Below are 24,398 nucleotides of genomic sequence, written 5' to 3'. Positions count from 1 at the left end.
AACATGTCGTATCCTCGCGTCGCCGTCGTCGGGCTCGGTGCGATCACCTCGCAGGGAGGGACCGCGCGCGAGCTCTGGGACGGCACCAGGGCCGGACGGGTCGCGATCCGCCCGGTGGAGCACCTGCCGATGGACGGCTACCGGACGCGCGTCGCCGGTGAGATCCGGCGGCACCGCGAACCGTCCGCCGACGCCGGCTACCCCGCCGGCTACCGGGACAGGGCGCTCGACTTCCTGCTGACCGCCACCGCGGAGGCGCTGGCCGCCGCGCCGCGCGTCCGGGAGGCGGTGCCGCCCGAGCGCGTCGGGCTGGTCCTCGGCACGTGCAACGCCGGGCTGATCAGCGGCGAGCACTGGTACCGGGCCCGGCTGGACGGCACGCAGGCCGATCCGCGGCTCGCGCTCTTCGTCCCGCCGCAGGCGCTGGCGGAGGCCGCCGCGGGCGCCCATGGCGTGCTCGGCCCGGTGCTCTCCGTCGACACGGCCTGCGCGGCGGGCGCCAACGCGATCGGCTACGCCGCCGACCTGATCCGCTTCGGCCGGGCGGACGCCTGCCTCGCGGGCGGGACGGACGCGCTCTCCGACGTGCTGTTCGCCGGGTTCAACTGCCTGGAGTCGCTGTCCCCCGAGCCGGCCGCGCCCTACTCCAAGGACCGGCTGGGCCTCTCCCTCGGCGAGGGCAGCGGGATGATGCTGCTCGTCCGGCACGACCTCGCCGAGTCGCTCGGCCTGCCGTGCACGGCCGAGGTCGCCGGGTACGGCCTGTCCGCCGACGGCTACCACGCGACGGCCCCGCACCCCGAGGGCCGGGGCGCGGCCCGCGCGATCCAGGTCGCGCTCGGCGCGGCGGGCGTGGCGCCGGAGGACGTCGGCTACGTCAACAGCCACGGCACCGGGACGGCGAAGAACGACCCGGCGGAGACCAGGGCCACCCGGCTGGGGCTCGGCAACGCGGCCAAGGCCGTCCCGGTGAGCAGCACCAAGTCGATGATCGGGCACCTGCTCGGCGCCGCCGGGGCCGTCGAGGGCATCGTGACGGCGCGGGCCCTGGAGGAGCAGATCGCGCCGCCGACCGCGAACTTCACCGAACCGGACCCGGACTGCGATCTCGACTACGTGCCCAACACGGCCCGCCCTGTCCGGATGTCGGTCGCGGTCTCGAACAACTTCGCGTTCGCGGGCGCCAACGCGTCCGTCGTATTCACCCGCGGCCGGGACGAGACCCCGCCGCCGCCCGCCACCGACCGCGTCGTGATCACCGGTCTGGCCGCGCTCACCTCGGCGGGCCCGGACCTGGACGCCCTGTGGGACGCCTTCGCCAAAGGACGGGACTGCACGTCCGAGGAGGACGGTGTCCGGCTGGGGCGCGCCTCCGTCGAGACGGACGGGCTCCTCACCCCGCGCGACCGGCGCCGCATGGACCGGCTCGGCGTGCTGTCGGTCGTCGCGTCCGCACACGCCCTCGCCGACGCCGGGCTGGACCTCGACGACGCCGACCGCGAGCGCGTCGGCGTGATCTTCGGGACCGGGGTCGGGCCGATGGAGGCGATGGAACGGTTCTCGCGCCCCCTCTTCGAGGACGGCCCGCGGGCCGCGAACCCCGCCGTCTTCCCGAACACCGTCTACAACGCCGCCGCAGGGCAGGTCGCGATGCGGCTCGGCACGATCGGGCCGACGTCGACGGTCACGACGGGGCACGCCGCCTCGTCCGGCGCGCTGGTCTACGCGCGCGACCTCCTCGAAGCGGACCGCGCCGACGGGATCATCGCCGTCGGCGCCGACAGCCTCACCGGCACCGTCGTGGACGCCTACCGGGGTCTCGGCGCGCTGGCCCCGGAGACCGGCTTCGGGCTGGCCGAGGCCGGGATCGCGGTGGTCCTTGAACGGCGTACGGCGGCGCTCAGGCGCGGAGCGTCGCCGTACGCGGAGGTCCTCGGCTACGGGATCGCGTCCGACGGGCGGGGCCCGGGCCGCTGGGACCTGCGCGGCCGCGGCGTGGAGCGCGCGATCCGCACCGCGTTGGACGCGGCCGGTCTCGCCGCAGCCGACGTCGGATCCGTGTGGACGTCCGCGGCCGGCCTGCGCACGGCCGACCGTCCGGAGGCCGCGGCGGTCAGGCGCGTCCTCGGCCCGGACGTCGCGGAGTTCGCGCCGAAACGGCGGCTGGGCGAGCCGATGGGCGCGGGCGGGGCGCTGAACGCCGTCCTCGCCTCGCTCAGCCTGCGCCGCGGGCACACGGCGGGCCCGGCGCTGGTGCTCAGCTCCTCGCTCGGCGGCACCCACATCGCCCTGCTCATCGACGGCTGACCACCAGGGGAGACACATGACGCTGCAGAAGGCCGAAGTCCTGGGCACCGGCGCGTACCTGCCGGGGGACCCCATCACCAACGAGGACGTGGAACGGCTCGTCGGCCCGCTGCCGGAGGACATCCTGGACGGGCTCCAGGTCGGCGTCCGGCACTGGATCATCGATCCGGAGACGGGCGAGCACCGGGAGGGCAACTGCGATCTGGCGTACAAGGCGACGCTGGACGCGCTGGAGCGGTCGGGCGTCGAGCCCGCCGAGGTCGATCTGATCATCACTTCGACGGCCAGCCCCGACTACCTTCTCCCGCCGATGGCCACGTTCCTCCAGGAGCGGCTCGGCCTGCGGGCCTGCTCGGTCGTCGAGGTCCGCTCGGGCTGCGCCGGGTTCGTGGAGGCGGCCGACATCGCGCGGCTCTACCTCGAACGCGGCCTGAAGCGGACGGCCGTGATCGTCGGCTCCGAGACCATCTCGCCGCTGCTGGTCCCGGTGTACCGCGGCGTGGAGCCGCGGAAGATCCGGATGCGCGACCGGATGAACCCCTACAACTTCGGCGACGGCGCCGCCGCGATGGTCATGCGCGCCGCCGCGAACGAGGGCGACGAAAGCGGCGCGGGCGGCGGCCGGGGCGGCGGCGTCCTGGGCGGGGCGATCGCCTGCGTCGGCGGCGACCACAAGCCCGGCATGCAGATCTTCGGCGCGGGCGGCACGCACGCCCCGATCCACCGGCAGCTGGAGGCCAAGCGGCTCATCGACCTGAAGGTGGACGTGATCGAGTCGGGCCGCTTCACCCCGCACGTGATCACCGAGGCCATGCGGGAGACGCTCGCGGCCACCGGCCTCGCCGCCGGGGACGTCGATCTCTGCGTGCTCCCCGAGGGCAACGCCGGCTACCTCACCGAGGAGCTGGCGGAGGCCGGGCTGCTGACCCCGGAGTGGACGGCCCTCCAGCCGAAGATCTTCGAGAACCTGGCGCTCGTGGCCGCGACCGGCTCGGCCGCGGTGCCCCTGGCGCTCGACCACGCCTGGCGGACCGGCGCGGTCAAGCCGGACGACCTGGTGATGCTGCTGGCCATCGAGACCAGCAAGTGGAAGTACGCGGGGCTGGCCGTCCGCTGGACCGCCGCCCCGCCCGCCTGACCTCCCGAGAACCATGACGCTCCCGACATCAAGGAGGATTTCCATGAGTGACGTTCAGCGGAACAAGGCCCTCGTCCAGAGCTTCTTCGACGAGGTCTGGAACAAGGGCAACTTCGACTACATGGACGACATCTACACGGCGGACTTCCAGCTCAACGCCCTGTGGGAGAACACGTCGCTCGGCCGGTCGGGGACCGCCGCCAAGGACGAGGCCAGGACGACGATCGAGGGCTGGCTCGACGGCTTCCCCGACATGCACGTCACCGTCGAGGAGCAGATCGCCGAGGGCGACTACGTGGCGTCCCGGCACATCGCCGTCGGCACCCAGGCCCGGGAGTTCCGCGGGCTGCCGAACACCGGCAAGCGCGGCGCGATCACCGGCATCACGATCAACCGGGTCAGCGGCGACCGCATCGCCGAGGTCTGGACCTGCTGGGACGCGGCGGGCATGATGCAGCAGCTCGGCATCTTCCCCGGCCCCGACCCGGAGCTCTCGTCCGAGGAGACCACCGCGATGTGGGCGGCGCTCCCGTCCCTTCCGGCGCCGGACGGAGCCGCGGCCGGGGACGTCAAGGCCGTCGTCCGCCGCCTCTACGACGAGGTGTGGACCGGCGGCGACCTTTCGGCGGCCGGCGCCCTGGTCGACGACGGCTATGTCGGGCACGCGTCCGGCCGGTCCCTCGTCCGCGGGCCCGGCGGTCTGGGGGAGTTGGCCGCGCAGTGGCGGGAGGCCGTCCCCGACCTGACCTTCGAGCTCCACGCCCAGCACGCCGAGGGCTCGCGGTGCGTGACGCGGCTGACCGCGAGCGGCACCCACAAGGGCGACTGGCTCGGCCTGCCCGCGACGGGCCGGGTGCTCAAGCTGTCGGGCGTCTCGATCGCCCGCGTCGCCGGCGGCAAGGTCGTCTCGGAATGGAGCGAGTTCGACGCGATCGGACTGCTGGGCCAGCTCTCGTAGGCGGGGTAGCGGGTAGCGGGGTAGCGGGGTAGCGCCGCTCGTGTCAGCTCGCCGGGGGGAAGTCGGGATGGGTGAACTCGATCGGGCCCAAGTCCCTTTCGAGCAGCGCCAGCTGGGCCGTGTGCAGGCCCGAGACGAGGGCGCGCAGCGATCCCGTGCCGGGCTGCGTCCAGTGCCCGGCGAGCAGGAGCCCCTTCAGCGGCGTCACGTGCGGGGACCGCTTCGCGCCGGTCTGGTTGGGCGTGTTCGCCCAGCCGTAGGCCGCTCCGGCGCGGTTGGCGGTGTGCCTCTCCAGGGCCCGGGGCGTGGCCGTCTCCAGATGGACGAGGGAGTCGCGCAGCCCCGGGAAGACGGGCTCGAAGGCGTCCAGCACCCGCTCCTCGTACACCTTCACCTCGTCCGCCCACGGCCGGCCGATGTCGTAGGGGGCCGTGCAGTGGACGGTGAGCAGGTGCTGGCCCTCGGGCGCCATCGACGGGGACGCGATGGTCGGGACGGTCCCGTACATGCCGCCCGGCCTCCCGGCGAGGACGTCCCGGTAGGTCTCCTCATGATCGAGGTGCAGGGGCCGGAACACCTCGTGCACCGCGCCCGCGCCCGGCAGGTCCATCCCGGTCGCCATGAACACGATCGCGGCGGACGTGGACGGCGTCATCCGGCGCAGCCGCTTCATGAAACCGGACGGCAGGTGCTCGTCGCCCACCAGCTCGGTGAACGTCGCGGTGGCGTCGGCGTTCGAGACGACCGTCCCGGCCCGGACGACCTCGCCGTCGTCGAGCTCGACCCCGGCGGCGCGGCCGTCCTCGACGAGGATCCTCGTCACCGTCCGGCCGAGGACCACCTCGCCGCCCGCCTTGCGCAGCGCCGTGTGGAAGGCGTCGGCGAGCGACTGGAAGCCGCCTTCGGGATAGAAGCACCCCTCCAGGTAGACGTTGAGGATCGTGGAGAACGTGACGAAGTCGAGCCGTGACGGCGGCGACCCGAGGTACGGCCACAGCACGCTGACCGCCGACTTCACGACCGGGTCGTCGAAGTACTCGTCGAGCACGTCGGCGGTCGTCGCCTTGGCGTAGCGGAAGAGCACGGGGAAACGGCGCGCCGCCTCGTCGAGCCCGGCGAGGCCAACCCGGGGCGGGAGGTCGTGCGCCTCCTTGTGCAGCCGCTTGCAGAGCGCGAAGAATTCCCGCAGCGGGCCGGCGTATTCGGGGAAGAGCTCGCAGTGCACGTCGGTGAACTCCGCTAGCCCGAAAGGCGTCTCGAACTCGAAGCCGGGGAAAACGGCTTTGTAGTTCGAGTCGAGCGGCACGAATCGGCATTCGTCGCGGACGCCCAGCCATTCGAGCAGCGCGGCGGGCAGGGCATGGTCATGGCCCTGCGGAAAAACCGACATGGCGGGATCGAAGGTGTACGGCCCGCGCCGGAAAGCGCGCGCGTAGCCGCCGACGCCCCCGGTCCTTTCCACGAGCAGGACCCGCTGGCCCGACCTGGCCAGGCTCGCGGCCGTGACCAGGCCGCCGATCCCTGCCCCGATGATCACGAAGTCGTACATCGAAGACGACACCCCTTCCCGGGCGGAGAATGCTCGATCCGTGTGAGAGTGGCGCACCGGCTCCACCGAAAGCAAGAGAAAATGTCATCCGGTCGGGCGGGCGACGGTAAATCCGGATGAACACCGATGGGCCGCTGAATCGCTGGCCGATTCCGCGTGTTCTGGCGACACTGGAGAAATGTCGATCACCTCTCCGGTCAGCCCACCGCGGCGGGAAGAACGGCCGCCGGCCGTTCCCGACCGACCTGTCGCCGTTCCCGAGCGACCCGCGGCCGATACCGAACGGCCCGCGGCGGACAGCGCAAAGCTCGCGACCGACGCCGCAAAGCCCGCGACCGAAACAGAATGGACCCATTGCCCGCGCTGCCGGGCCACCCTTTACCGGCGCCGCCTGGCGCGCCTGCGGCACGTGTGCCCGGAATGCGGGCACCACCACCGCCTCGGCGCGGCCGACCGGGTGGAGCAGCTCCTCGACCCGGGCTCCTTCAGCCCCCTGGAGCCCGTCTTCGGCGCCGATCCCCTCGGCTTCGCCGACGCCAAGCCGTACACGGCGCGCCTGGCGTCCGCCCGGGGGAGGCGCGGCCTGGCCGACGCCGTGCTGAGCGGGACCGGCGCGATCGGCGGCGAGCCCGTCGTGGTCGCCGCGATGGACTTCGGCTTCCTCGGCGGCAGCATGGGCTCCGCGGTCGGCGAGGCGGTGACGCGCGCGGCGGAGGAGTCGCTGCGCCTGCGGGTCCCGCTGCTGCTGGTGTCGTCGTCCGGGGGCGCCCGCATGCAGGAGGGGGCCCTGTCGCTGATGCAGATGGCGAAGACCGCGCGGGCCGTCCGCGACCTGCGCCGCGCGGGCGTGCTCAGCGTCGGGCTGCTCGCCGACCCCACGTTCGGCGGCGTCACCGCGTCGTTCGCGACGCTCGCCGACGTGCTGGTCGCCGAGCGGGGCGCGCTGATCGGCTTCGCCGGTCCGCGGGTGATCGCCAACGCGACCAGGGAGCGGCTGCCCGACGGCTTCCAGACCGCGGAGTTCCTGTTCGAGCGCGGCATGCTGGACCGGGTCGAGGACCGCGACGGCCTCCGCCCTCTCCTGACGCAGCTGCTCCGCCTCGGACGCCGGGCGGAGACACCGCCACCGAACGCCCCCGCCCAGCTCGCGCACGCCGCCGCCGAGCGCGCGGACGTCCCCGCCGAGCGCGCGGAGCGGGCGTCGTCGCTCAGCGCCTGGGAGACCGTGCGCTTAGCGCGCGACACCGGCCGCCCGACCACCCTCGACTACCTCGGACGGATCTGCGACGACTTCGTCGAACTCCACGGCGACCGGACCGCGGGCGACGACCCGTCGATCGTAGGCGGTCTCGCCGACATCGACGGGCTGCGGGTCGTGGTCGTCGGCCACCAGAAGGGACACGACACCCGCGAACTGGTGGCGCGCAACTTCGGGATGCCGCAGCCGGAGGGCTACCGGAAGGCGCTGCGCCTGATGCGGCTCGCCGAGGCGCTCGGCCTGCCGGTGGTGACGCTGGTCGACACCCAGGGCGCGGCGCCCGGCGTCCAGGCGGAGGAGCGCGGGCAGGCGTGGGCCATCGCCGAGTCGATCGCGGGCATGGCGGAGCTGAGGGTGCCGGTGGTGAGCGTGGTGACGGGCGAGGGCGGCAGCGGCGGGGCGCTCGCGCTCGCCGTGTCCAACGTGGTGCTCATGCTGGAGCACGCCGTCTACTCGGTGATCAGCCCGGAGAGCTGCTCGACGATCCTGCACGGGGACCCGTCGCAGGCGGCCGGGATGGCGGCGGCCCTGCGGATGACGGCGCCGGACCTGGTCGCGCTCGGGGTCGCGGACGGCATCGTCGCCGAGCCCGCGGGCGGCGCGCAGGCGGACCACGCCGCGGCGGCGGCCGCGCTCAAGGCGGCGGTGCTCGGCGCGCTGCACCGCCTCCGCGACCTTGGGCCCGAGGAACTCGTCCTGCACAGGCACGCGCGTTTCCGAAGGCAGGGAGAGGTGGCGGAATGAGGGAGGACGAGGTCACGGCCATCCGGCTGCTGCGCGAGGAGGTGCACGCCCTCGCGAACGGGACGCCCGGCAGGGTCGCGCACGTCTCCCTGCGGGTCGGCGACGTCGAGATCCGGGTCGGCTGGGAACCGCCGCCCGCCGCCGCGCCGCCCGCTCCCGCGCAACCCCTGCCGTCGGCCGCCGAAGCAGGCGGACAGGACGTGGCGTCCGCGCCGTCCATGGAGCCTCCGCAGGCGGCGGCCGTCGACGAGGACGAGGGCGTCCGCAGCGTCGTCGCCCCGCTCGTCGGCACGTTCTACGTCGCTCCCGAACCGGGCGCCGGCCCCTTCGTGGCGCCCGGTGACCTGGTCGTGCCCGGGCAGGCCGTCGGGATCGTCGAGGCCATGAAGCTGATGAACCAGGTGACCTCGGACTGGACGGGCGAGGTCGTCGAGGTGCTCGTCAAGGACGGGGAGCCGGTCGAGTACGGGCGGGAGCTGGTCCGCATCAGGGTGGCCGAGCGATGATCCGGAAGGTGCTGATCGCCAACCGCGGCGAGATCGCGCTGCGGATCGCCAGGACCTGCCGCGAGATGGGCATCGCGACCGTGGCCGTCCACTCGGAGGCGGACCGGTTCAGCGCGGCCGTCGAGTACGCGGACCAGGCCGTGCACATCGGGCCCGGCCCGCCGAAGAAGAGCTACCTGTACATGCCGAACATCATCGAGGCGGCGCTGCAGCACGGGGTGGACGCGATCCATCCCGGCTACGGGTTCCTCTCCGAGGATCCGGACTTCGCGCAGGCCTGCGCGGAGAACGGGCTGATCCTCATCGGCCCCCGGCCGGAGGTCATGGAGAAGGCCGGCGACAAGGCCGGGGTCCGCGCGCTGATGGCGGCGGCGGGGCTGCCGGTGCTGCCCGGCAGCGACGGCCCGGCGGGGACCGTGGGGGAGGCCGAGCGGGTCGCGGCGTCGATCGGCTTCCCGTTGATCATCAAGGCCAGCGGGGGCGGCGGCGGACGCGGGATCACCGTGGTCCACTCGCCCGCCGACTTCGCCGCCGCCTACCGGCGGACCGCCCACCAGGCTCGGATGATCTTCGGGAACGGCGAGGTCTACCTGGAGCGGTACCTGCCGGCGGCCCGCCACGTGGAGGTCCAGATCCTCGCGGACGAGCACGGCCGGACCGTGCACCTGGGCGAGCGCGACTGCTCGCTGCAGCGGCGCAACCAGAAGCTGATCGAGGAGGCCCCGGCGCCCGACCTGCCGCCCGGCCTCGCGGCACGGCTCGGCGAGTACGCGACGGCGGGGGCGCGGGCCATCGGCTACACCGGCGCCGGGACGATGGAGTTCCTGGTCGCGCCGGACGGCTCGGCCACGTTCATGGAGCTGAACGCGCGGATCCAGGTGGAGCACCCGGTGACCGAGATGGTGACGGGGCTCGACCTGGTCCGGGAGCAGATCCGGGTCGCCTCGGGGCTGCCGCTTTCCCTCACGCAGGACGAGACGCGCCCCCGCGGGGCGTCGATCGAATGCCGGAGCAACGCGGAGGATCCGGACGCCGGGTTCCGTCCGGCGGCGGGCCGCCTCAAGGTGTTCCGGCCGCCGGGCGGGCCGTTCGTCCGGGTGGACTCCGGCTTCGCCGAAGGGGACGAGATCCCGCCGCACTACGACTCGCTGATCGCCAAGGTCGTCGTGTGGGCGCCCACGCGGGACGAGGCGATCGCCCGGGCGGACCGGGCGCTCGCCGAGTTCGCGATCGACGGCCCCGGCGTGCGGACGACGGTGCCGCTGCTGCGCCGCCTGCTGGCGGAACCGGACTTCGTCCACGCCAGGCACACGACCCGCTTCGTCGACGGCCTCACCCCGTGACCGCAAGCGGCCAGCCGAGGACATGCCACGGCCAGCCGAAACGGGCCGCAGTCAGTCGAGGACGGGCCGCCGTCAGCCGGAACGGGCCGTGGTCAGTCGAGGACGGGTGGGGCGAGGCACGCCTCGGCCCAGGGCTCGTGGAGGCTGGCGAGGTCCATCGCGGCGGCCGCGTTGAGCAGCATGCCCATCGACAGGAAGCGCTGCACGTTGGCGTCCTCCAGGCCGGACAGCTCCTGGGCGGTGGTCCACAGGCTCTTGAAGCCGGTCCGGACCGTCTCGCGTATGTCGGGGTCGTCGCAGGCCGCGAAGCCGTGGAGCTGGATCAGCAGGAAGGTCTGATCGGTGAGGAGCCGCTGGTAGGCGTCGCCCATCGCGCGGAGCGCCGGGCTTCCGGTGAGCCCGGCGGCGTGCTCGGCGAAGGTCTCGTTCACCTGCTCGAAGCAGCGGGTGACGACGGCGCCGAACAGCACCTTCTTGGACCCGAAGAGCTGGAAGACATACGGCTGGGCGATGTCCGCGCGGCGGGCGATCGTCTCGACGGAGGTGCCGTGGAAGCCCTTCCTGGCGAACTCCCTGGTGGCGATCTCGAGTAGCTGGGTCCGGCGCTCGGTCGCGGTCATCCTGGCCATGCCCTGCATCAAATCACGACCCGGGCCCTGACGAGACCATTGCCTTAGTACTTGCTAAGTACTAAGTTAGCCATTGTCACCCGCCTCCCATGGAGAGACCAATGACCGAGACGGATACGAAGACGGGCAGCCGGAAAGGGCTGGCACTCCTCGTCATCGCGACCGCGCAGCTGATGGTCGTCCTCGACGGCACGATCGTGAACGTCGCGCTGCCGAACCTGCAGGGCGCGATGGACTTCTCGGGCGAGGGGCTGGAATGGGTCGTCAACGCCTACGCGCTCGCGTTCGGCGGGCTGATCCTGCTCGGCGGCCGGGCCGGTGACATCCTCGGGCGCCGCCGGGTGTTCATGGCGGGGCTCGGGGTCTTCATCGTCGCCTCCCTCGCCGGGGGCTTCGCCAACGACCAGTGGCTGCTGCTCACGGCCCGGGCCCTGCAGGGGATGGGCGCCGCCATCGTCGCACCCACCTCGCTCGCCCTGGTCAGCACCACGTTCGCCGAGGGCAAGGAGCGCGCCCAGGCGCTGGGCGTCGTCGCGGCCATGGGCGGCCTCGGCGCCACCCTCGGGCTGCTGCTCGGCGGCGTGCTCACCAGCTACATCTCCTGGCGGTGGGTGTTCTTCGTCAACGTGCCGATCGGGCTCCTCGCCCTCCTCGCGGCGCCGTCGGTCATCTCGGAGTCGACGCGCAGGCGCGGCCGGTTCGACCTGGTGGGCGCGATCCTCGGCACGGCAGGGATCACCCTGCTGACCTACGGCCTGGCCGAGGCCGCCGCGAGCCGGGACGGCAAGACCCACTGGGCGGACACGAATGTCGCCGGCTCGCTCGCCGCCTCCGTCGTCCTGCTGGTCGCCTTCGCGCTGATCGAGGCGCGCAGCCGCAACGCGCTCATGCCGCTGCGGGTCGTCGCCGACCGCAGCCGGGCCGGGTCCTACCTGATCGGGCTGTGCGTCGGCTGCTCGATCGCCGGGGTGTTCTTCTTCCTGACGCTGATCGTCCAGACCGTCTGGGGATACAGCGCGGTCAAGACCGGTATGGCCTACCTGCCGATGAGCCTCGCCATCACGGCGGCGGCGATCGGCGGGGAGGCGCTGGTCGCCAGGTTCGGGCCCCGGACGATCCTGGTGGCCGGCGGGCTGCTGACCGCGGTGGGCATGACCTGGGTGTCCCGCGTCGGCGCCGAGCCCGCCTACGTGACCGAGATGCTCGGCCCGACGCTCCTGTCCGGGTTCGGGCTCGGCCTGATCTTCACCCCGATGACGATCGTCGGCGTGTCCCGCATCCACGAGCGGGAGATGGGCGTGGCCTCCAGCCTGGAGCACGCGGGCCGCCAGGTCGGCGGCGCGATCGGGCTCGCGGTGCTCGGCACCCTGGCCTGGACCAAGGTCGTGCACGACGAGCGCGCCGGGCAGGCGGCGGGCTCGGCCCTTTCGGAGACGGTCCGGAACGAGGCGCTCGTCTCCGGGTTCTCCCGCGGCTTCCTGGCGGCGGGCCTGGTGATGCTGCTCGCCGCCGGCATCGCGGCGGTCTCGATCGTGCTGAAGCGCGACGAGATACCGCCCCCGCCGGGCGAGGCCGTGCCCGACGGCGCCGTGTCGGCCGTCTGAATGGATCCGCCGCCGCCCGGCCGGGACGCCCCCCGACCCGGCCGGGCGACGGCCCCGACTCGCACGTCCCAGCGAAAGATCAAGGGTTGATCATGATCACGAAGGCGGTCATCGCCGGCGGCGGCATCGGTGCCCTCACCACCGCGCTGGCACTCCAGCAGGACGGGGTCGAGGTGACGGTGCTGGAACGGCGCCGGCACCTCGCGGACGTGGCCGGCGGCGTCGGCCTCATGGTCTGGCACAACGGGACCAGCGTCCTCCAGCGGCTCGGCGTGGGCGCCGAGATCGCCGCGGTCAGCGCCGAGATCCGCGCGTTCGAGTTCCGGAACTGGCGCGGCGCGCACCTCATGCGCTGGGACGTCGCCGGGCTCGCCGAACGGCTCGGATCCCCCACCATCGGCATCAACCGCGGCGACCTGCACGCGGTGCTGCTGGACGCGCTCAAACCGGGCACCTTCCAGCTGGGCGTGGAATGCACCGGCTACAAGCAGGACGCCGACGGCGTCACCGTCACGTTCGCCGACGGCGGCTCCGAGCGGGGCGACGTCCTCATCGCCGCGGACGGCATCAACTCCGTGATCCGCACCCAGCTCCTCGGCCCGCGCAAACCGCGCTACGCGGGCTACACCACCTGGCGTGGCCTGGCCGACGTCCCCGAGGCGGACGCCCCGACGGACTACGCCTGCAAGTTCTGGGGCCCGGGCAAGCGGTTCCTCTACTACCGGGTCGGCGGAGGGCAGCTGTACTGGCTCGCCCTGACCCGGGCCGCCGAGGGCGGCCAGGACGCCCCCGGCGGGCGGCGCGCCGCGATGCTCGAACACCACCGCGGCTGGCACGCCCCCGTCGAGGCGATCATCGAGGCCACCCCGGAGGACGCGATCGACCGGCACGACATCACCGACCACAAGCCGTTCAAGACCTGGGGCTCCGGCCGGGTGACGCTGCTCGGCGACGCGGCGCACGCGATGACCCCGAACATGGGCCAGGGCGCCTGCCAGGCGATCGAGGACGGGCTCGTCATCGCCGCCGAGCTGGGCAAGGCGCGCGATCCCGAGCAGGGGCTGCGCTCCTACGAGGACGAGCGCCGCAAGCGGACGGCCTATTTCCAGAGCCACTCGCGCCAGGTCGGCGTGATGGGCCGCTGGAAGTCGCCCCTCGCCGTGCGGGCGCGGGACGCGATGGTCAGGGCCGCGTTCAAAGGCCGTGTCAGCCGTATGCACGAAACGGAGATGCGGACGGGCCCCTGAGTCCGATTGCGGCCACCCGCAGCCTGATTGCGGCGCCGTGAGCACCGATCGAGGCCCGCTCAGTCCGATTCTGGCCACACATTCGCCGCAGTCGACAATTAACCCCGACCCCGCTCACTCCTACTATAGGAGGTGTCAATTACGCGAACAGGAGGAAAGACGTGGTCGGTCGGAATGCTGCTGGCACCCTGGGTGCAACTCGTTAGTCATGTCCGCACTTTCGCAGCCTAGTTTTGCCGAGTATCTCCGCTATCTGCGCTCAGCCTCCCCCGCGGCCAGAGCTTCCAAGAACGGCCTGCTCAGCCGGACGAACCTGGCGGCCAGGGCGTCCGTGAGCGTCGGCTATGTCATCAAACTCGAACAGGGGCGGGCCGTCCGCCCGTCGCCCGACGTCGTCGACCGGATCGCCGGCGCCCTCGAAGTGGGCGCGGTCGAGAACCGGCATCTGCATGATCTTGCCAATTACGGTCACACCGCGGACGATCTCGCCGCGGGCGCCGCGACCTCGACCCTGATCACGCCGGTCATGCGCGAGGTCGCCGACAATCTTTACCCGCATCTGGCCGCCTACTTCGACGAAAATTGGAACATCCTCTACGCCAACTCGGAATTCAGCAGGATTCATCGCGGCATCGAGTCGACGGGAAATGTGCTCAAGTGGCTGTTCTTCAGTCCCGAGTCGCGGGCCGTCCTGGTCGACTGGGACGCCGAGGCGCGCCTCATCGTGGCCTGGTTCAGGGCGCACATGGTCCGCCGGCCGGGGAACGGCGAGTTCACCCTGCTGCTGGACGACCTGGCGAGCAGCGCCGAGTTCCGCCAGATGTGGGAGCGGCAGGAGGTGTGCATGGGCCGCCAGTCCCTCCACATGCTGGTCCGGGATCTGGACTTCGACGAGCAGACCGGCCTGCTGGCCCAGGTCTATTCGTGGCCTCCCCCTTCGGACGACGTCCAGATGTTCCTCGGCGTCAACTGCTGACGGCGCCGTCCACCGAACAAAGGCCCCCGGCCACCGAACACAGGTCCACGACCGCCGGACCGTCCCTACCGAAAGTGACTGAAGCACATGGATCTGTTCTCGGGTTTCGTCCTGCGACACAAGCTCCTCGTCGCCTTGCTCTGGCTGGCCGCTTCTATCGCGGGCGTGTTCGCGACGCTGCAGCTGGGCGACCGATTAAGTGAGGGCTTCGACCAGCCGGGCCAGGACGCCCAGCTGGCCAACAGCGCGATTGTCGACACCTACGGCACCGGTGGCGCGGGCCGGCCGCTCGTCCCGGTCATCACCCTCCCCGGCGGCACCGGGCCGGAGTCCGTCGGCAAGGCCTTCGCGGCGGGCGCCAAGGCCGTGCAGGGCCGGGCCGTCTCGTTCGCCACGACCGGTGACCGGCGGCTGGTCAGCGCCGACGGGCGGATCACGGTCGGGCTCGTGTTCCCCAAGGCCACCCCGGACGCGGGCCCCAACGCCCCCGACCTGAGCGGCCCCCTGACCGCGGCGATGCGTCCGGAACTGCCTCCAGGAGCGCAGCTGAAGGTCACCGGCATGGACGCGCTCGAAGGCGGCGGCAGCGAGAGCGAAGGGCCGGGGGTCCTCGTCGAGACGCTGGTCGGCGGGCTCGGCGCGCTGATCGTGCTGGCGTTCGTGTTCGGCTCGTTCCTCGCGCTCGTGCCGCTGCTGATCGCGGCGGCGTCCATCCTGACCTCGTTCCTGGCCGTCTACGGGCTGGCGGGGATGGTCGAGGTGAGCGTGATCGTGCAGTTCATCGTCGCGCTGATCGGGCTCGGCGTCGCGATCGACTACTCGCTGCTGCTGGTCACGCGGTGGCGCGAGGAGATCAACCGCGGGGCGTCCAGCGAGGACGCGGTGCGCGCGGCCATGAACACCTCCGGGCGGGCCGTCCTGTTCAGCGGGTTCGCGGTCGCGATCGGCCTGGTGGCGATGGTCGTCCTGCCGGTGCCGTTCCTGCGCAGCGTGGGCTACGGCGGCATGCTGATCCCGCTCCTGAGCGTTCTCGCGGTGCTCACGCTGCTGCCGATCGTGCTGGCCACCGTCGGCGAGCGGCTCGACTGGCCGCGGCTGCGCAAGGACGTCTCCGCGGGTCGCGGCTGGACGGGCTGGGCGCGCGGCGTGGTCCGCTTCCGGTGGGTCGCGCTGGTGGTGTCCGGCGCCGCGCTGGCCGGGCTCTCCCTCCTCGCGCTGGACCTCCACCTCGGCAAGCCCGAGAGCGACGCCTACGCCGGGTCGGGCACGGCCGCCGAGGGACGCGCCGCGCTCGACCGGTCCGGGATCCCCTCGGGGATGTTCACGCCGATCGACGTCCTGCTGCCCGGGAGCAGCCCGGACGCGGCGGTCGAGAAGCTGGCCCGGGTCAAGGGCGTGTGGACGGTGGTCGACGACCCGTCCCTGCGGCGGGACGGAACCTCGCTGGTCACCGTCGTTCCCGTCAAGGAGGGCGGCTCCGACGAGGGCAAGGAGGTCGTCAAGCGGCTCAGGGACGCCGTCCCGCCGGGCGCACGGGTCGGCGGCGCCACCGCGGAGGACATCGACTTCACCGACTCCGTCTACGGCGCGTTCCCGCTGATGCTCACGATCATCGCCGTCTTCACGTACCTGTTCCTGGCGCGCGCCTTCAGGTCCCTGATCCTGCCGCTGAAGGCGGTGCTGCTGAACCTGCTCTCGGTGGCCGCGATCCTCGGCGCGATGGTCCTGATCTGGCAGCGGGGCCACGGCTCCCAGCAGCTCTGGGACATCGAGCCGACGGGGACGATCACCGCCTTCATCCCGCTGGTGATCTTCGCGTTCCTCTACGGCCTGTCCATGGACTACGAGGTCTTCATCCTGCACCGGATGCGGGAGGAGTACGACCGGACGGGCAACACCACCGAGGCGATCGTCGAGGGCCTCGGCCGCACCGGACGGCTGGTGACCAGCGCGGCGCTGATCCTCTTCCTCGCGTTCGTCTCGATGGCCTCGGCCCCCGACCTCGAACTCAAGATGATCGCGACCGGTCTCGGGCTCGGCATCCTGCTGGACGCCACCCTGATCCGGGCGCTGTTCGTGCCCGCCCTGGTGGCGGTCATGGGCCGGTGGAACTGGTGGCTGCCCGGCTGGGCCGCCCGCCTGCTGCGCGTGCCGCAGTCCGTCCCGCCCCCGCCGGCGGACCGGGTCCCCGTCGGCGCCGGCCGTCCCTGAGCCCGCCGGGCGAGGCCCACACCTCACACCGTCCCTGAACCCGCCGGGCGAGGCCACAACCCCCCGCACCACGGCCTCGCCCGGCGCCGCACCCGTCCGAACCGGCGGGTCCGCGGCCGGGGGAGGACGAGCCGACCGATAAATGTCCGGGCGGCGGGTCGCTGATGGCTCTTGAATTTGGAGCCATTCGATGGGAGCGACCAAGGTTCAGGAGAAATCCGGGAGCGCGGACGGGCCTGTGGTCTGCCAAGACGACCCAGGTCACATCCTGCGGGAAGTCCATTTACTGGAGCTGCTCCAACCTTTTAAGAATTGGCGGGTCGGTCGAATGATCGGGTACCCGGTTATTGGTGAAATCGGTCATATTCGATCCAGATCGTGTTCATCTCGGATGCGACGGTAATTTCATTCCGTCTCCTTACACTGGGCGACGCCGCGGCAACGGATCGTCTCGACCCCCCGAAGGAGACACCTCCGATGAAACGTCGCACGTTCCTCCGCACCTCGGTGGCGGGAGCCGGAGCCATCGCGTTCTCCGGGACCCTGTGGGAGGGCGCCGCCCTCGCCGCGCCCGCCCAGCTCGGCCCCGGCCCCTACGGCGCCCTCCAGGCCGCCGACGCCAACGGCATCCAGCTGCCGCCCGGCTTCACCAGCCAGATCGTCGCCCGCTCCAGCCAGACGGTGAGCGGCACCTCCTACACCTGGCACAACGCCCCGGACGGCGGCGCCTGCTTCGCCGACGGCAGCGGCTGGATCTACGTGTCCAACGCGGAGATCGGCTCGGGCGGGGGCGGATGCTCGGCGCTGCGGTTCAACTCCAGCGGCGCCGTCACGTCCGCGTACTCCATCCTGTCCGGCACCAACCGCAACTGCGCCGGCGGCAAGACGCCGTGGAACACCTGGCTGTCCTGCGAGGAGGTCGACACCGGCTACGTGTACGAGACCTTCCCGTTCGGCGGCGCCGCCGTGCGCCGCGACGCCATGGGACGGTTCAACCACGAGGCCGCGGCGGCCGACCCGGTCCGCCAGGTCGTCTACCTCACCGAGGACAAGAGCGACGGCGGGCTCTACCGCTTCGTCCCGACCACCTGGGGCGAACTGTCGTCGGGCACCCTCCAGGTCCTCAAGGCCGGAACCGCCACCAGCGGCTCGTTCACCTGGGGAACGGTCCCCGACCCGGACGGCTCGCCCACCCCCACCCGCGACCAGGTCTCGGGCATGAAGATCTTCAACGGCGGTGAGGGCTGCCACTACGCCGGCGACAACGTCTGGTTCACGACCAAGGGCGACAACCGCGTCTGGCAGCTCAACCTGGCCAACAGCACCTACGAGCTGGCCTACGACGACAACCTCGTCAACCCGGGGCCGGCCCCGCTGACCGGCGTCGACAACATCACGGGCTCCACCTTCGGCGACCTGTACGTCGCCGAGGACGGCGGCAACATGGAGATCTGCCTGATCACCCCGGACGACAAGATCTCGGTGTTCCTGCGCATCAACGGGCAGTCGTCGTCGGAGATCGCCGGTCCCGCGTTCACCCCGGCGGGCAACCGGCTGTACTTCTCGTCCCAGCGCGGCACGTCCGGGTCGTCGTCCGGCGGGATCACCTACTGCGTGACCGGCCCGTTCCGGACCTGACCTCCCCGGCGGGTGCCGTCATCACCTCCCTGACGGCACCCGCCGCCCCACCTCGCGGCGGCGGGGTCCGGATCAGACCGGCTGGTAGTTCAGGATGACCACACCGGAGTCGTAGTGCCGCACGTCGGCGAGATGGAACTTGGCGTCGATCGCGTGGTGCGAGATGAGGTCGCCCGGCTCGGTGCCGCCGCAGAAGAGCGGGTGCAGCCAGATGTGCAGTTCGTCGAGGAGACGCTCGCGGATCAGGGCGGTCGTCAAGGGGCCGTACCCGTACTGCACGATGTTCTGCCCCGGCTTGTCCTTCAGGTCGCGGACCAGGCTCGGGAAGGCGTCGACCCCGGTGACCGTGGTGTTGTTCCAGGCCGGGTTCGTCAGCGTGTCGGACGCGACGAACTTCGGCAGGGCGTTCATGCGGTCGGCCATGCCGGTGTCGTCGGTCATCTTCGGCCATGCCCCGGAGAAGACCTCGTAGGTCCGGCGTCCCATGATCAGCGCGTCGGCGTCGAACAGCAGGTCCTGCGCGTACTGTGCGGCGTCTTCGCTGCGGTAGCCGAACGTCCAGCGCTGGGGCTCCTGGACGACGCCGTCGATCGACATGTAGGTCGAGTTGATGACACGTCGCATTGCCTTCTCCTTGTTTCGTCGGCCGGTGACGGGTCGAACGTCCTGATCGTGTCCCCCGGCGGACGGCGGTGACATCCGTGCCACCACTGAACCGCCACGGACCGGCCCGAAGAGACTCCGGCCCGAAATCGTTTCCTGATTCGGCGGGCGCCGGAACCCGCCTATGCTGACGAGGGCGGCCACTGTCCTTTCGCCGCCGCGCCCTGAAACGTCTGACCAGGGCGGTCATTGAATACGTAGACCTATCTTTCGATTCCTGGATTGCTTCTCCCTCCTCCTCCATTGACCGTGTGTCCCGGTGGCTGCCAGCCGCCGGGAGGTACACCCCCAACCCCCCATGGAGGAGAGGCTCATGCCGAGCACACGGCTGAGGAGATCTGGACTGGCCGCGCTGACGGTCGCCGCCGTCGTCGTGATGGGCGCCCCCGCGCAGGCCGATCTCACCCCGAGCGGTCACGGCGACGCCGCGTCGCACGAGACCGCCAAGACGCACGGCGCCAAGGCGCACGCCGGCGAGGCGCACGGAATCACCGCCGAGGAACTCGAAGCGTCGGGCTCCACGCTCATGGAGCCCCCGCCCGGCGGCTGGCCCGTCCCGAGTGACCGCAGCTACCGCCTCCAGGCGTCGTGCCAGCAGTACGCGGCGACGATCGCCCAGGGCGCGGCCGCGTGGAAGGGGCTCGACCAGAGCGGCGGGACCCCGGTGGAGTGCCGTAACAGCTACATCACCGACTGCGGCGGCGGCGGACGGATCGTCGGCTGCAACTGGGGCCAGGGCCAGCGCATCGCGCTGTACATGGGCGGCGTCAGAGACCAGAGGTTGCTCGCCGCGCACGAGTTCGGCCACGACTGGTACGGGCACAGCAGCTACCGGTGCGCCGGCTGGGGCAGTGCCCAGGAGGTCATGGCCCCGTCCATGTGCGGCATCCAGAAGGGTAAGACGACGTTGGTCCCCATCGACTGAACGTTCCGCGGCGCGTGAATGCCGCACCCACCGCACCCCGAGACGGCGTGTGTCCTCGCCAGGAAACCGGCGAGGACACACGCCGTTTTGTGCGGACCGCAGGGTGCGGGCGAACCCTCCGGCGCCACGGGCCGAGGGCCAGGGATTTTGGGTTGCGGGGTTGTCGCGGACCGGTACAAGACTTAACTTCACTGTCACCGCGGTGACCGGCTGCCAATCCCCCCGCCACAGTCCCTGCCGCGGCGTCACCCGCCGGAGTCGTCCATGAATCCCCCGCTCATTCGCACCCCGGCCGCGCCCGTTCTGATCGGCCGTACGGGCGAGCTGAACTCGTTGCTCGAAACCGTGGCCCGTCCTCCCGCCGTCGCGCTGGTCGAGGGAGAGGCCGGGATCGGCAAGTCCCGCCTGATCCACGAGGCGCTCCGGCATCCGCCGGTCCGGGACCGCGTGATCCTGCTCGGCCGCTGCCATCCGCTCCGCGAGCCGTTCCCGTACGGGCCCGTGTTCGAACTGCTGCGGCACCTCCCCATGGACCAGGTCGCCGGGCTCAGCCCGGTCTGCGGTGCGCTGCGCCCCTACCTGCCCGAGCTCGCCGACCGGCTGCCGCCCGCGCCGGAGCCGCTGCAGGACGTCCGCGCCCGCGAGCACCGGGTGTTCCGCGCCGTCCATGCGCTGCTGGACGCGCTCGGCGAGACCGTGATGGTCGTGGAGGATCTGCACTGGGCCGACGACGGCACCCGGGATCTGCTGCGGTTCCTGGTGGACGATCCGCCCGCCGGCCTGTCGGCGGTGCTCAGCTACCGTCCGGAGGATCTGTCGGGTGACCGGCTGCCGCTGGGACGCGCCTTCCGGCACCCTCCCGGCACCACGGCCCTGCTCCTGCCGCTCCGTCCGCTCGACGTGCAGGGCGTCCGCGGGTTGTTCGCCGCGGTCACCGGCGCTCCCGAGGCGGCGATGGATCTCGCCCAGGAACTGCACCGGCGCAGTGCGGGCATTCCGTTCGTGGTGGAGGAGGTCGTCCGGGCCCTGCCCGCCTCGGTGCGGGCCGAGTCGGCGGGGGACGTCGGGGTGCTCGACGGGATGGAGGTGCCCACGCTGCTCCAGGAGGCGATCGCGGATCGGATGAGACTGCTCTCGCCCGCGGCGGCCGACGCCGTCCGTGCCGCCTCGGTGCTTCGCCTGCCGGCGGGGGAGGCGCTGATCGGGGCGGTCATGGGCTGCGCGCCGGAGGGACGTCCGTCGTCCGCGGACTGCTCGTCGGCCGTCCGCGAGGCGCTGCTCGCCGGGGTGCTGTACGAGTGGGCCAAGAACAGGTACGGGTTCCGGCACGCGCTGGCCCAGCGGGCCGTCTATTCCGCGCTGCCCGGTCCGGACCGGTGCCGGTTGCACCGGCAGGCGGTGCGCGCGCTGGCGGACGAGGAGCCGCGGCCGCTCGTCCAGCTCGCCTACCACGCGAGAGAGGCCGGGATGGTGGCGGAGTGGCAGCGCTACGCCGAGGCCGCCGCGGCCTCCGCGCGGGAGATGGGCGATCTGGCGGTCGCCGTGGAACTGCTGGAAGAACTGCTGTCCGACCCCCGTCTCGGACGGGAGGAACGCGCCAGGATCGCGGTCGAGTTCAGCCGGGACGCGGTGCTCGGGCTCACCAACCGCCGGGCCGTCGAGCTGTTGCGGGCCGTCGTCCGGGACGAGCACATCCCGGACGCCGTCCGCGGGGAGATCAGGCTGAACCTGGGGCTGCTGCTCTACAACCAGATGGGCGACTACGAGGCGGGCCGGATCTGCACCGAGACCGCCGTGGAGGAGCTGCGGGAGCGTCCGGCGCTGGCGGCGCGGGGGATGGCGGCGCTGGCGATGCCGAGCTGGGACGTCCATCCGTTCCGGGTCTACCGGCGGTGGATCGAGCGTGCCGAGGAACTGGCGGCCCTGGAGCCCGACCCCGCCGTGCGGACGGCGGTACGCGGCAACCACCTCGCGCTGCTGATGATCGCGGGCGACCCGGCCGTGTGGGAACGTGCCGAGGCGCTCATCGACGGCGCGGGCGTCGACACCGACCGCAGGCAGACCGCGCGCGCCTGCGGGAACTTCGCCGACGCCGCCGCCTGGCTCGGCCACTACGCGCGGGCGCAGCGGTTCCGCACCGAGGGCGGACGGCTCGCCGCCGAATGCGGCGCCCCGTTCGTCGAGGGGATGATGGAGGGCACGGCGCTGCGCCTCGACTGGTCCGCGGGCCGCTGGGACGGGCTCGCCGAGCGGGCGCGGCGGACGCTGGAGATCGTCCAGGGCGTGTCCAGCATCGCGGCGGAAGCCCACCTCGTGCTCGGCCTGCTGGCCGCCGCGCTCGGCAACTGGCGCACCGCCGCCGCGGAACTGGACGCCGCGGGGCTCGCCCGCCCCCGGAACGCGCCCGCGACGGTCCTCGCCACCGCCTCGGGTGCGATGGCCCGCCTCCACACCGCGCGCGGCGAGCTCGACGAGGGAGTGGCCGAGGCCCGGCGGGGCATCGCCCGGATCCGCGCCAAGGGCATCTGGGTGTGGGCCGGCGACCTGGCCCCGATGTCCGTCGCGGCCCTGGTCCGCGCGGGCGCCCGCGTGGAGGCCGAGCGGGTGACCGAGGAGTTCGCCGAAGGCATCGCCGGACGGGACGCCCCGCTCGCCGCCGCCGCGCTCCCCGCCTGCCGGGGCATCCTCGCCGCGGCCCGCGACTCCATGGCGGACGCGGCCGAGGCGTTCGGCGCGGCCTGTGCGGCCTACTCCGCCCTGCCGCAGCCGTACCATGCGGCGCTCGCCGCGGAGGCGGCGGCCCGGTGCCGGATGACCATGGGCGGCGGCATCCGGGAGCTGATCGTGCTCGTGGACGAGTTCGCGGCGCTCGGCGCGTCCCGGGACGCGGCGCGCTGCCGCCGGGTGCTGCGCGGTCACGGCGTCGTCCTGCCGTCGCGCCGTGGCCGCCGCGGCTACGGCGACCAGCTCTCGCCCCGGGAGAGCGAGGTGGCCCGGCTGGTGGCGCTGGGCCACACCAACCGGCAGATCGCCGACGCGCTCGTCCTGTCGACGCGGACCGTCGAGCAGCACGTCGCCAAGGTGCTGCGCAAGCTCAACGTGCGGTCGCGGGCCCAGGTCACCCGGATGTGACCGGCCAGCGAGTCGTTGGGAACGAGGCCCGAGCCCTCGGTGGCGAGGACTCGGGCCACGCGCCGCCTTCGGCGACGTCCCGCCTCAGGTGGCCTTGCCGTGGGCGATGTAGAGGTTCATGCCGGTGAAGTCGAGGGTGACGTTGTAGGGCTTGTAGAAGCTGTGGGAGAAGTGGCCCAGCACGTCGAACCCGAAGTCGCCGGGCCCACCGGCCTCTGCGGCGCCGGCCAGGGCGGCGTTGCCCTGGGCGTCCGCGGACGCGAAGCCGCCGGTCCCGCCGCCCTTGTCCGCGTAGCAGTAGACGTTCTTGGCGGCGGCGTCGCCGAGGCGGACCTCCTTCGGGTAGCAGGGGTAGCTGATGACCGGCTGACCACCGGCATAAGCCTCCAGCGGGCGCTCGTAGTCGGTGCGGACCCGCAATTGTGCGGCCGTTTCCACGGACATGCCCGCGACCTGTTCTCCGGTTCCGCCGATGTCCAGGGCCACCACCTTCGTCCCGGAGTCGGCGATGCTGCCCTGGCTGTGCAGCAGGTGCTCACGGGCCAGCCACAGCGGCAGCGGCTTGACGCCCGCGCGGGCGGCGTCGGCGCGTGCTTTCCTGGCCGTCTCGGGAGTCCGGCGGCGCAGGATCAGCGACCGGCCCGCATAGTCGACCGTGGTCAGGAAGTGGTACAGGATCCACGTGCCGATGATTCCGTCGTGGGTGGGAGCGTCCGCGTCGTCCGACCATTGCACGGGGATGTTGCGCAGCTCGATGCCGCCGAGCTTGAAGGAGCCCAGCACCCCGAAGTACATCCAGATGGTGCGGCCCGCGTACTCGATCTTCTGGCTGGCGACGGCGCTCAGCCCGGCCTCCTTGGCCGTCCTCGCGGAAACGCCCAGCCACGCGACGCGGGTGTAGAACATGAAGTTCTTCGGCGGTCCGCCGTTGATCGAGCCCTCCAGCAGCGGAAACGGGTCCATCTGCCGCCACGGCACACGTCCTGTGTCGCCGTGGACCTGGTACGGCTCGCCGCGGAACGCCGCGAACCATTTCGCGTAGACGTCCTCGCCCGCCGCCTGCCAATGCGGGACGGCGAGAGAGAACTTGTCCTGCCGGGTGTAGCAGTCGGCCAGGAACTGGCTGGCCTCCTTGTCGCCGGGCGCCAGCCCGAGGGCCATCGTGAGATATTTCTCGGCCTCGGGGAATCTGTTGCTCAGCAGCCCGACATAGCCGCGCCGGCGGGCCGCGTGCACGTTCTTTGGGTCCTTTTTCAGGATCTCCTCGTAGGCGCGGCCGGCCCGCTCGAACTCCCCGGCCCGGAACAACGCGTCCGCGTCGTCCGCGTCGCCGGGGCCGGCGTGCGCCGTGGCCGCCTTGCCCAGCAGCGGTGCGGTCGCGGCGGCGCCGGCCACCACGGCGGCGCCGCGGAGCAGCGAACGCCGGTTCCATCCTCCGTCAACGGGCACGTGTTTCTCCTCTTTGTGGTCACCTTCGGAAGCCGGGGCGCCATGCCCCCGGCACGGACCGCGTGGTCCGTGGCTCCACCCAAGAGGGAGAACTGTTGTGGCGGCGTATGCGATTTTCGAT

The 24,398-nt window shown here is 72.1% G+C and carries 17 protein-coding genes; 13 read left to right on the top strand and 4 right to left on the bottom strand.

The window, feature by feature from the left end; genetic code table 11:
• Nucleotides 1-3: 3 nt before the first annotated feature.
• Genes ACH34T_RS09370 through ACH34T_RS09360 form a run of 3 tightly spaced genes read left to right on the top strand, consistent with a single transcriptional unit; the run spans nucleotide 4 to nucleotide 4,403 of the window.
• On the top strand, nucleotides 4-2,307 hold the full coding sequence (locus ACH34T_RS09370; RefSeq protein ID WP_395991604.1) for a beta-ketoacyl synthase N-terminal-like domain-containing protein: 2,304 nt from the start codon (nucleotides 4-6) through the stop codon (nucleotides 2,305-2,307).
• Between the two features lie 16 nt (nucleotides 2,308-2,323).
• Complete coding sequence (locus ACH34T_RS09365; RefSeq protein WP_395991603.1) at nucleotides 2,324-3,445, top strand: 3-oxoacyl-ACP synthase III family protein; 1,122 nt, start codon at nucleotides 2,324-2,326, stop codon at nucleotides 3,443-3,445.
• A gap of 43 nt (nucleotides 3,446-3,488) precedes the next feature.
• Nucleotides 3,489-4,403, top strand: a complete 915-nt coding sequence (locus tag ACH34T_RS09360) for an ester cyclase (protein ID WP_395991602.1) — start codon at nucleotides 3,489-3,491, stop codon at nucleotides 4,401-4,403.
• A gap of 43 nt (nucleotides 4,404-4,446) precedes the next feature.
• Here ACH34T_RS09360 and ACH34T_RS09355 read toward each other — a convergent pair whose 3' ends face one another.
• On the bottom strand, nucleotides 4,447-5,952 hold the full coding sequence (locus ACH34T_RS09355) for a phytoene desaturase family protein (RefSeq protein ID WP_395991601.1): 1,506 nt from the start codon (nucleotides 5,950-5,952) through the stop codon (nucleotides 4,447-4,449).
• Between the two features lie 178 nt (nucleotides 5,953-6,130).
• Here ACH34T_RS09355 and ACH34T_RS09350 point away from each other — a divergent pair, with 178 nt between their 5' ends.
• The 3 genes from ACH34T_RS09350 to ACH34T_RS09340 are packed head-to-tail and all read left to right on the top strand — an operon-like array spanning nucleotide 6,131 to nucleotide 9,803.
• Complete coding sequence (locus ACH34T_RS09350; protein ID WP_395991600.1) at nucleotides 6,131-7,954, top strand: acetyl-CoA carboxylase carboxyltransferase subunit alpha; 1,824 nt, start codon at nucleotides 6,131-6,133, stop codon at nucleotides 7,952-7,954.
• Nucleotides 7,951-8,460 carry an acetyl-CoA carboxylase biotin carboxyl carrier protein gene (gene accB, locus ACH34T_RS09345; protein ID WP_395991599.1) on the top strand — a complete coding sequence of 170 codons (510 nt, stop codon included), beginning with the start codon at nucleotides 7,951-7,953 and terminating at the stop codon, nucleotides 8,458-8,460. Before ACH34T_RS09350 ends, accB begins: the two co-directional genes overlap by 4 nt.
• On the top strand, nucleotides 8,457-9,803 hold the full coding sequence (locus tag ACH34T_RS09340; RefSeq protein WP_395991598.1) for an acetyl/propionyl/methylcrotonyl-CoA carboxylase subunit alpha: 1,347 nt from the start codon (nucleotides 8,457-8,459) through the stop codon (nucleotides 9,801-9,803). The genes accB and ACH34T_RS09340 overlap by 4 nt, the downstream gene beginning before the upstream one ends.
• A gap of 92 nt (nucleotides 9,804-9,895) precedes the next feature.
• Here the strand turns inward: ACH34T_RS09340 and ACH34T_RS09335 are convergent, their stop codons facing one another.
• Nucleotides 9,896-10,432 (bottom strand): TetR/AcrR family transcriptional regulator, encoded by a 537-nt coding sequence (locus tag ACH34T_RS09335; RefSeq protein WP_395991597.1) that lies wholly within the window; start codon nucleotides 10,430-10,432, stop codon nucleotides 9,896-9,898.
• A 101-nt stretch (nucleotides 10,433-10,533) separates the two neighbouring features.
• Between ACH34T_RS09335 and ACH34T_RS09330 the strand changes: the two genes are divergently transcribed.
• From ACH34T_RS09330 to ACH34T_RS09310, 5 genes are all read left to right on the top strand, one after another.
• Nucleotides 10,534-12,036 (top strand): MFS transporter, encoded by a 1,503-nt coding sequence (locus ACH34T_RS09330; RefSeq protein WP_395991596.1) that lies wholly within the window; start codon nucleotides 10,534-10,536, stop codon nucleotides 12,034-12,036.
• A gap of 92 nt (nucleotides 12,037-12,128) precedes the next feature.
• On the top strand, nucleotides 12,129-13,283 hold the full coding sequence (locus ACH34T_RS09325; protein ID WP_395991595.1) for an FAD-dependent monooxygenase: 1,155 nt from the start codon (nucleotides 12,129-12,131) through the stop codon (nucleotides 13,281-13,283).
• A gap of 208 nt (nucleotides 13,284-13,491) precedes the next feature.
• Nucleotides 13,492-14,259, top strand: coding sequence for a helix-turn-helix domain-containing protein (locus ACH34T_RS09320; protein WP_395991594.1), 768 nt, complete (start codon nucleotides 13,492-13,494; stop codon nucleotides 14,257-14,259).
• Nucleotides 14,260-14,346: 87 nt separating this feature from the next.
• The gene (locus ACH34T_RS09315; RefSeq protein WP_395991593.1) at nucleotides 14,347-16,470 is read left to right on the top strand and encodes an MMPL family transporter; all 2,124 of its coding nucleotides are present in this window, start codon (nucleotides 14,347-14,349) and stop codon (nucleotides 16,468-16,470) included.
• Between the two features lie 477 nt (nucleotides 16,471-16,947).
• Nucleotides 16,948-18,108 carry an alkaline phosphatase PhoX gene (locus tag ACH34T_RS09310; protein ID WP_395991592.1) on the top strand — a complete coding sequence of 387 codons (1,161 nt, stop codon included), beginning with the start codon at nucleotides 16,948-16,950 and terminating at the stop codon, nucleotides 18,106-18,108.
• A gap of 72 nt (nucleotides 18,109-18,180) precedes the next feature.
• Here ACH34T_RS09310 and ACH34T_RS09305 read toward each other — a convergent pair whose 3' ends face one another.
• Nucleotides 18,181-18,732, bottom strand: coding sequence for a dihydrofolate reductase family protein (locus ACH34T_RS09305; RefSeq protein WP_395991591.1), 552 nt, complete (start codon nucleotides 18,730-18,732; stop codon nucleotides 18,181-18,183).
• Nucleotides 18,733-19,084: 352 nt separating this feature from the next.
• On the opposite strand from ACH34T_RS09305, the gene ACH34T_RS09300 reads away from it, so the two are divergent.
• Complete coding sequence (locus ACH34T_RS09300; RefSeq protein WP_395991590.1) at nucleotides 19,085-19,696, top strand: hypothetical protein; 612 nt, start codon at nucleotides 19,085-19,087, stop codon at nucleotides 19,694-19,696.
• A gap of 264 nt (nucleotides 19,697-19,960) precedes the next feature.
• Nucleotides 19,961-22,828, top strand: coding sequence for an ATP-binding protein (locus ACH34T_RS09295; protein ID WP_395991589.1), 2,868 nt, complete (start codon nucleotides 19,961-19,963; stop codon nucleotides 22,826-22,828).
• Between the two features lie 84 nt (nucleotides 22,829-22,912).
• On the opposite strand, the gene ACH34T_RS09290 is transcribed toward ACH34T_RS09295, so the two are convergent.
• Nucleotides 22,913-24,277, bottom strand: a complete 1,365-nt coding sequence (locus ACH34T_RS09290; protein ID WP_395991588.1) for a tetratricopeptide repeat protein — start codon at nucleotides 24,275-24,277, stop codon at nucleotides 22,913-22,915.
• Nucleotides 24,278-24,398: the final 121 nt, after the last annotated feature.

Source organism: Actinomadura sp. 9N215, assembly GCF_044326345.1.
Taxonomy (GTDB): Bacteria; Actinomycetota; Actinomycetes; order Streptosporangiales; family Streptosporangiaceae; genus Spirillospora.
This window is presented reverse-complemented; position numbering and strand designations above follow the sequence as displayed.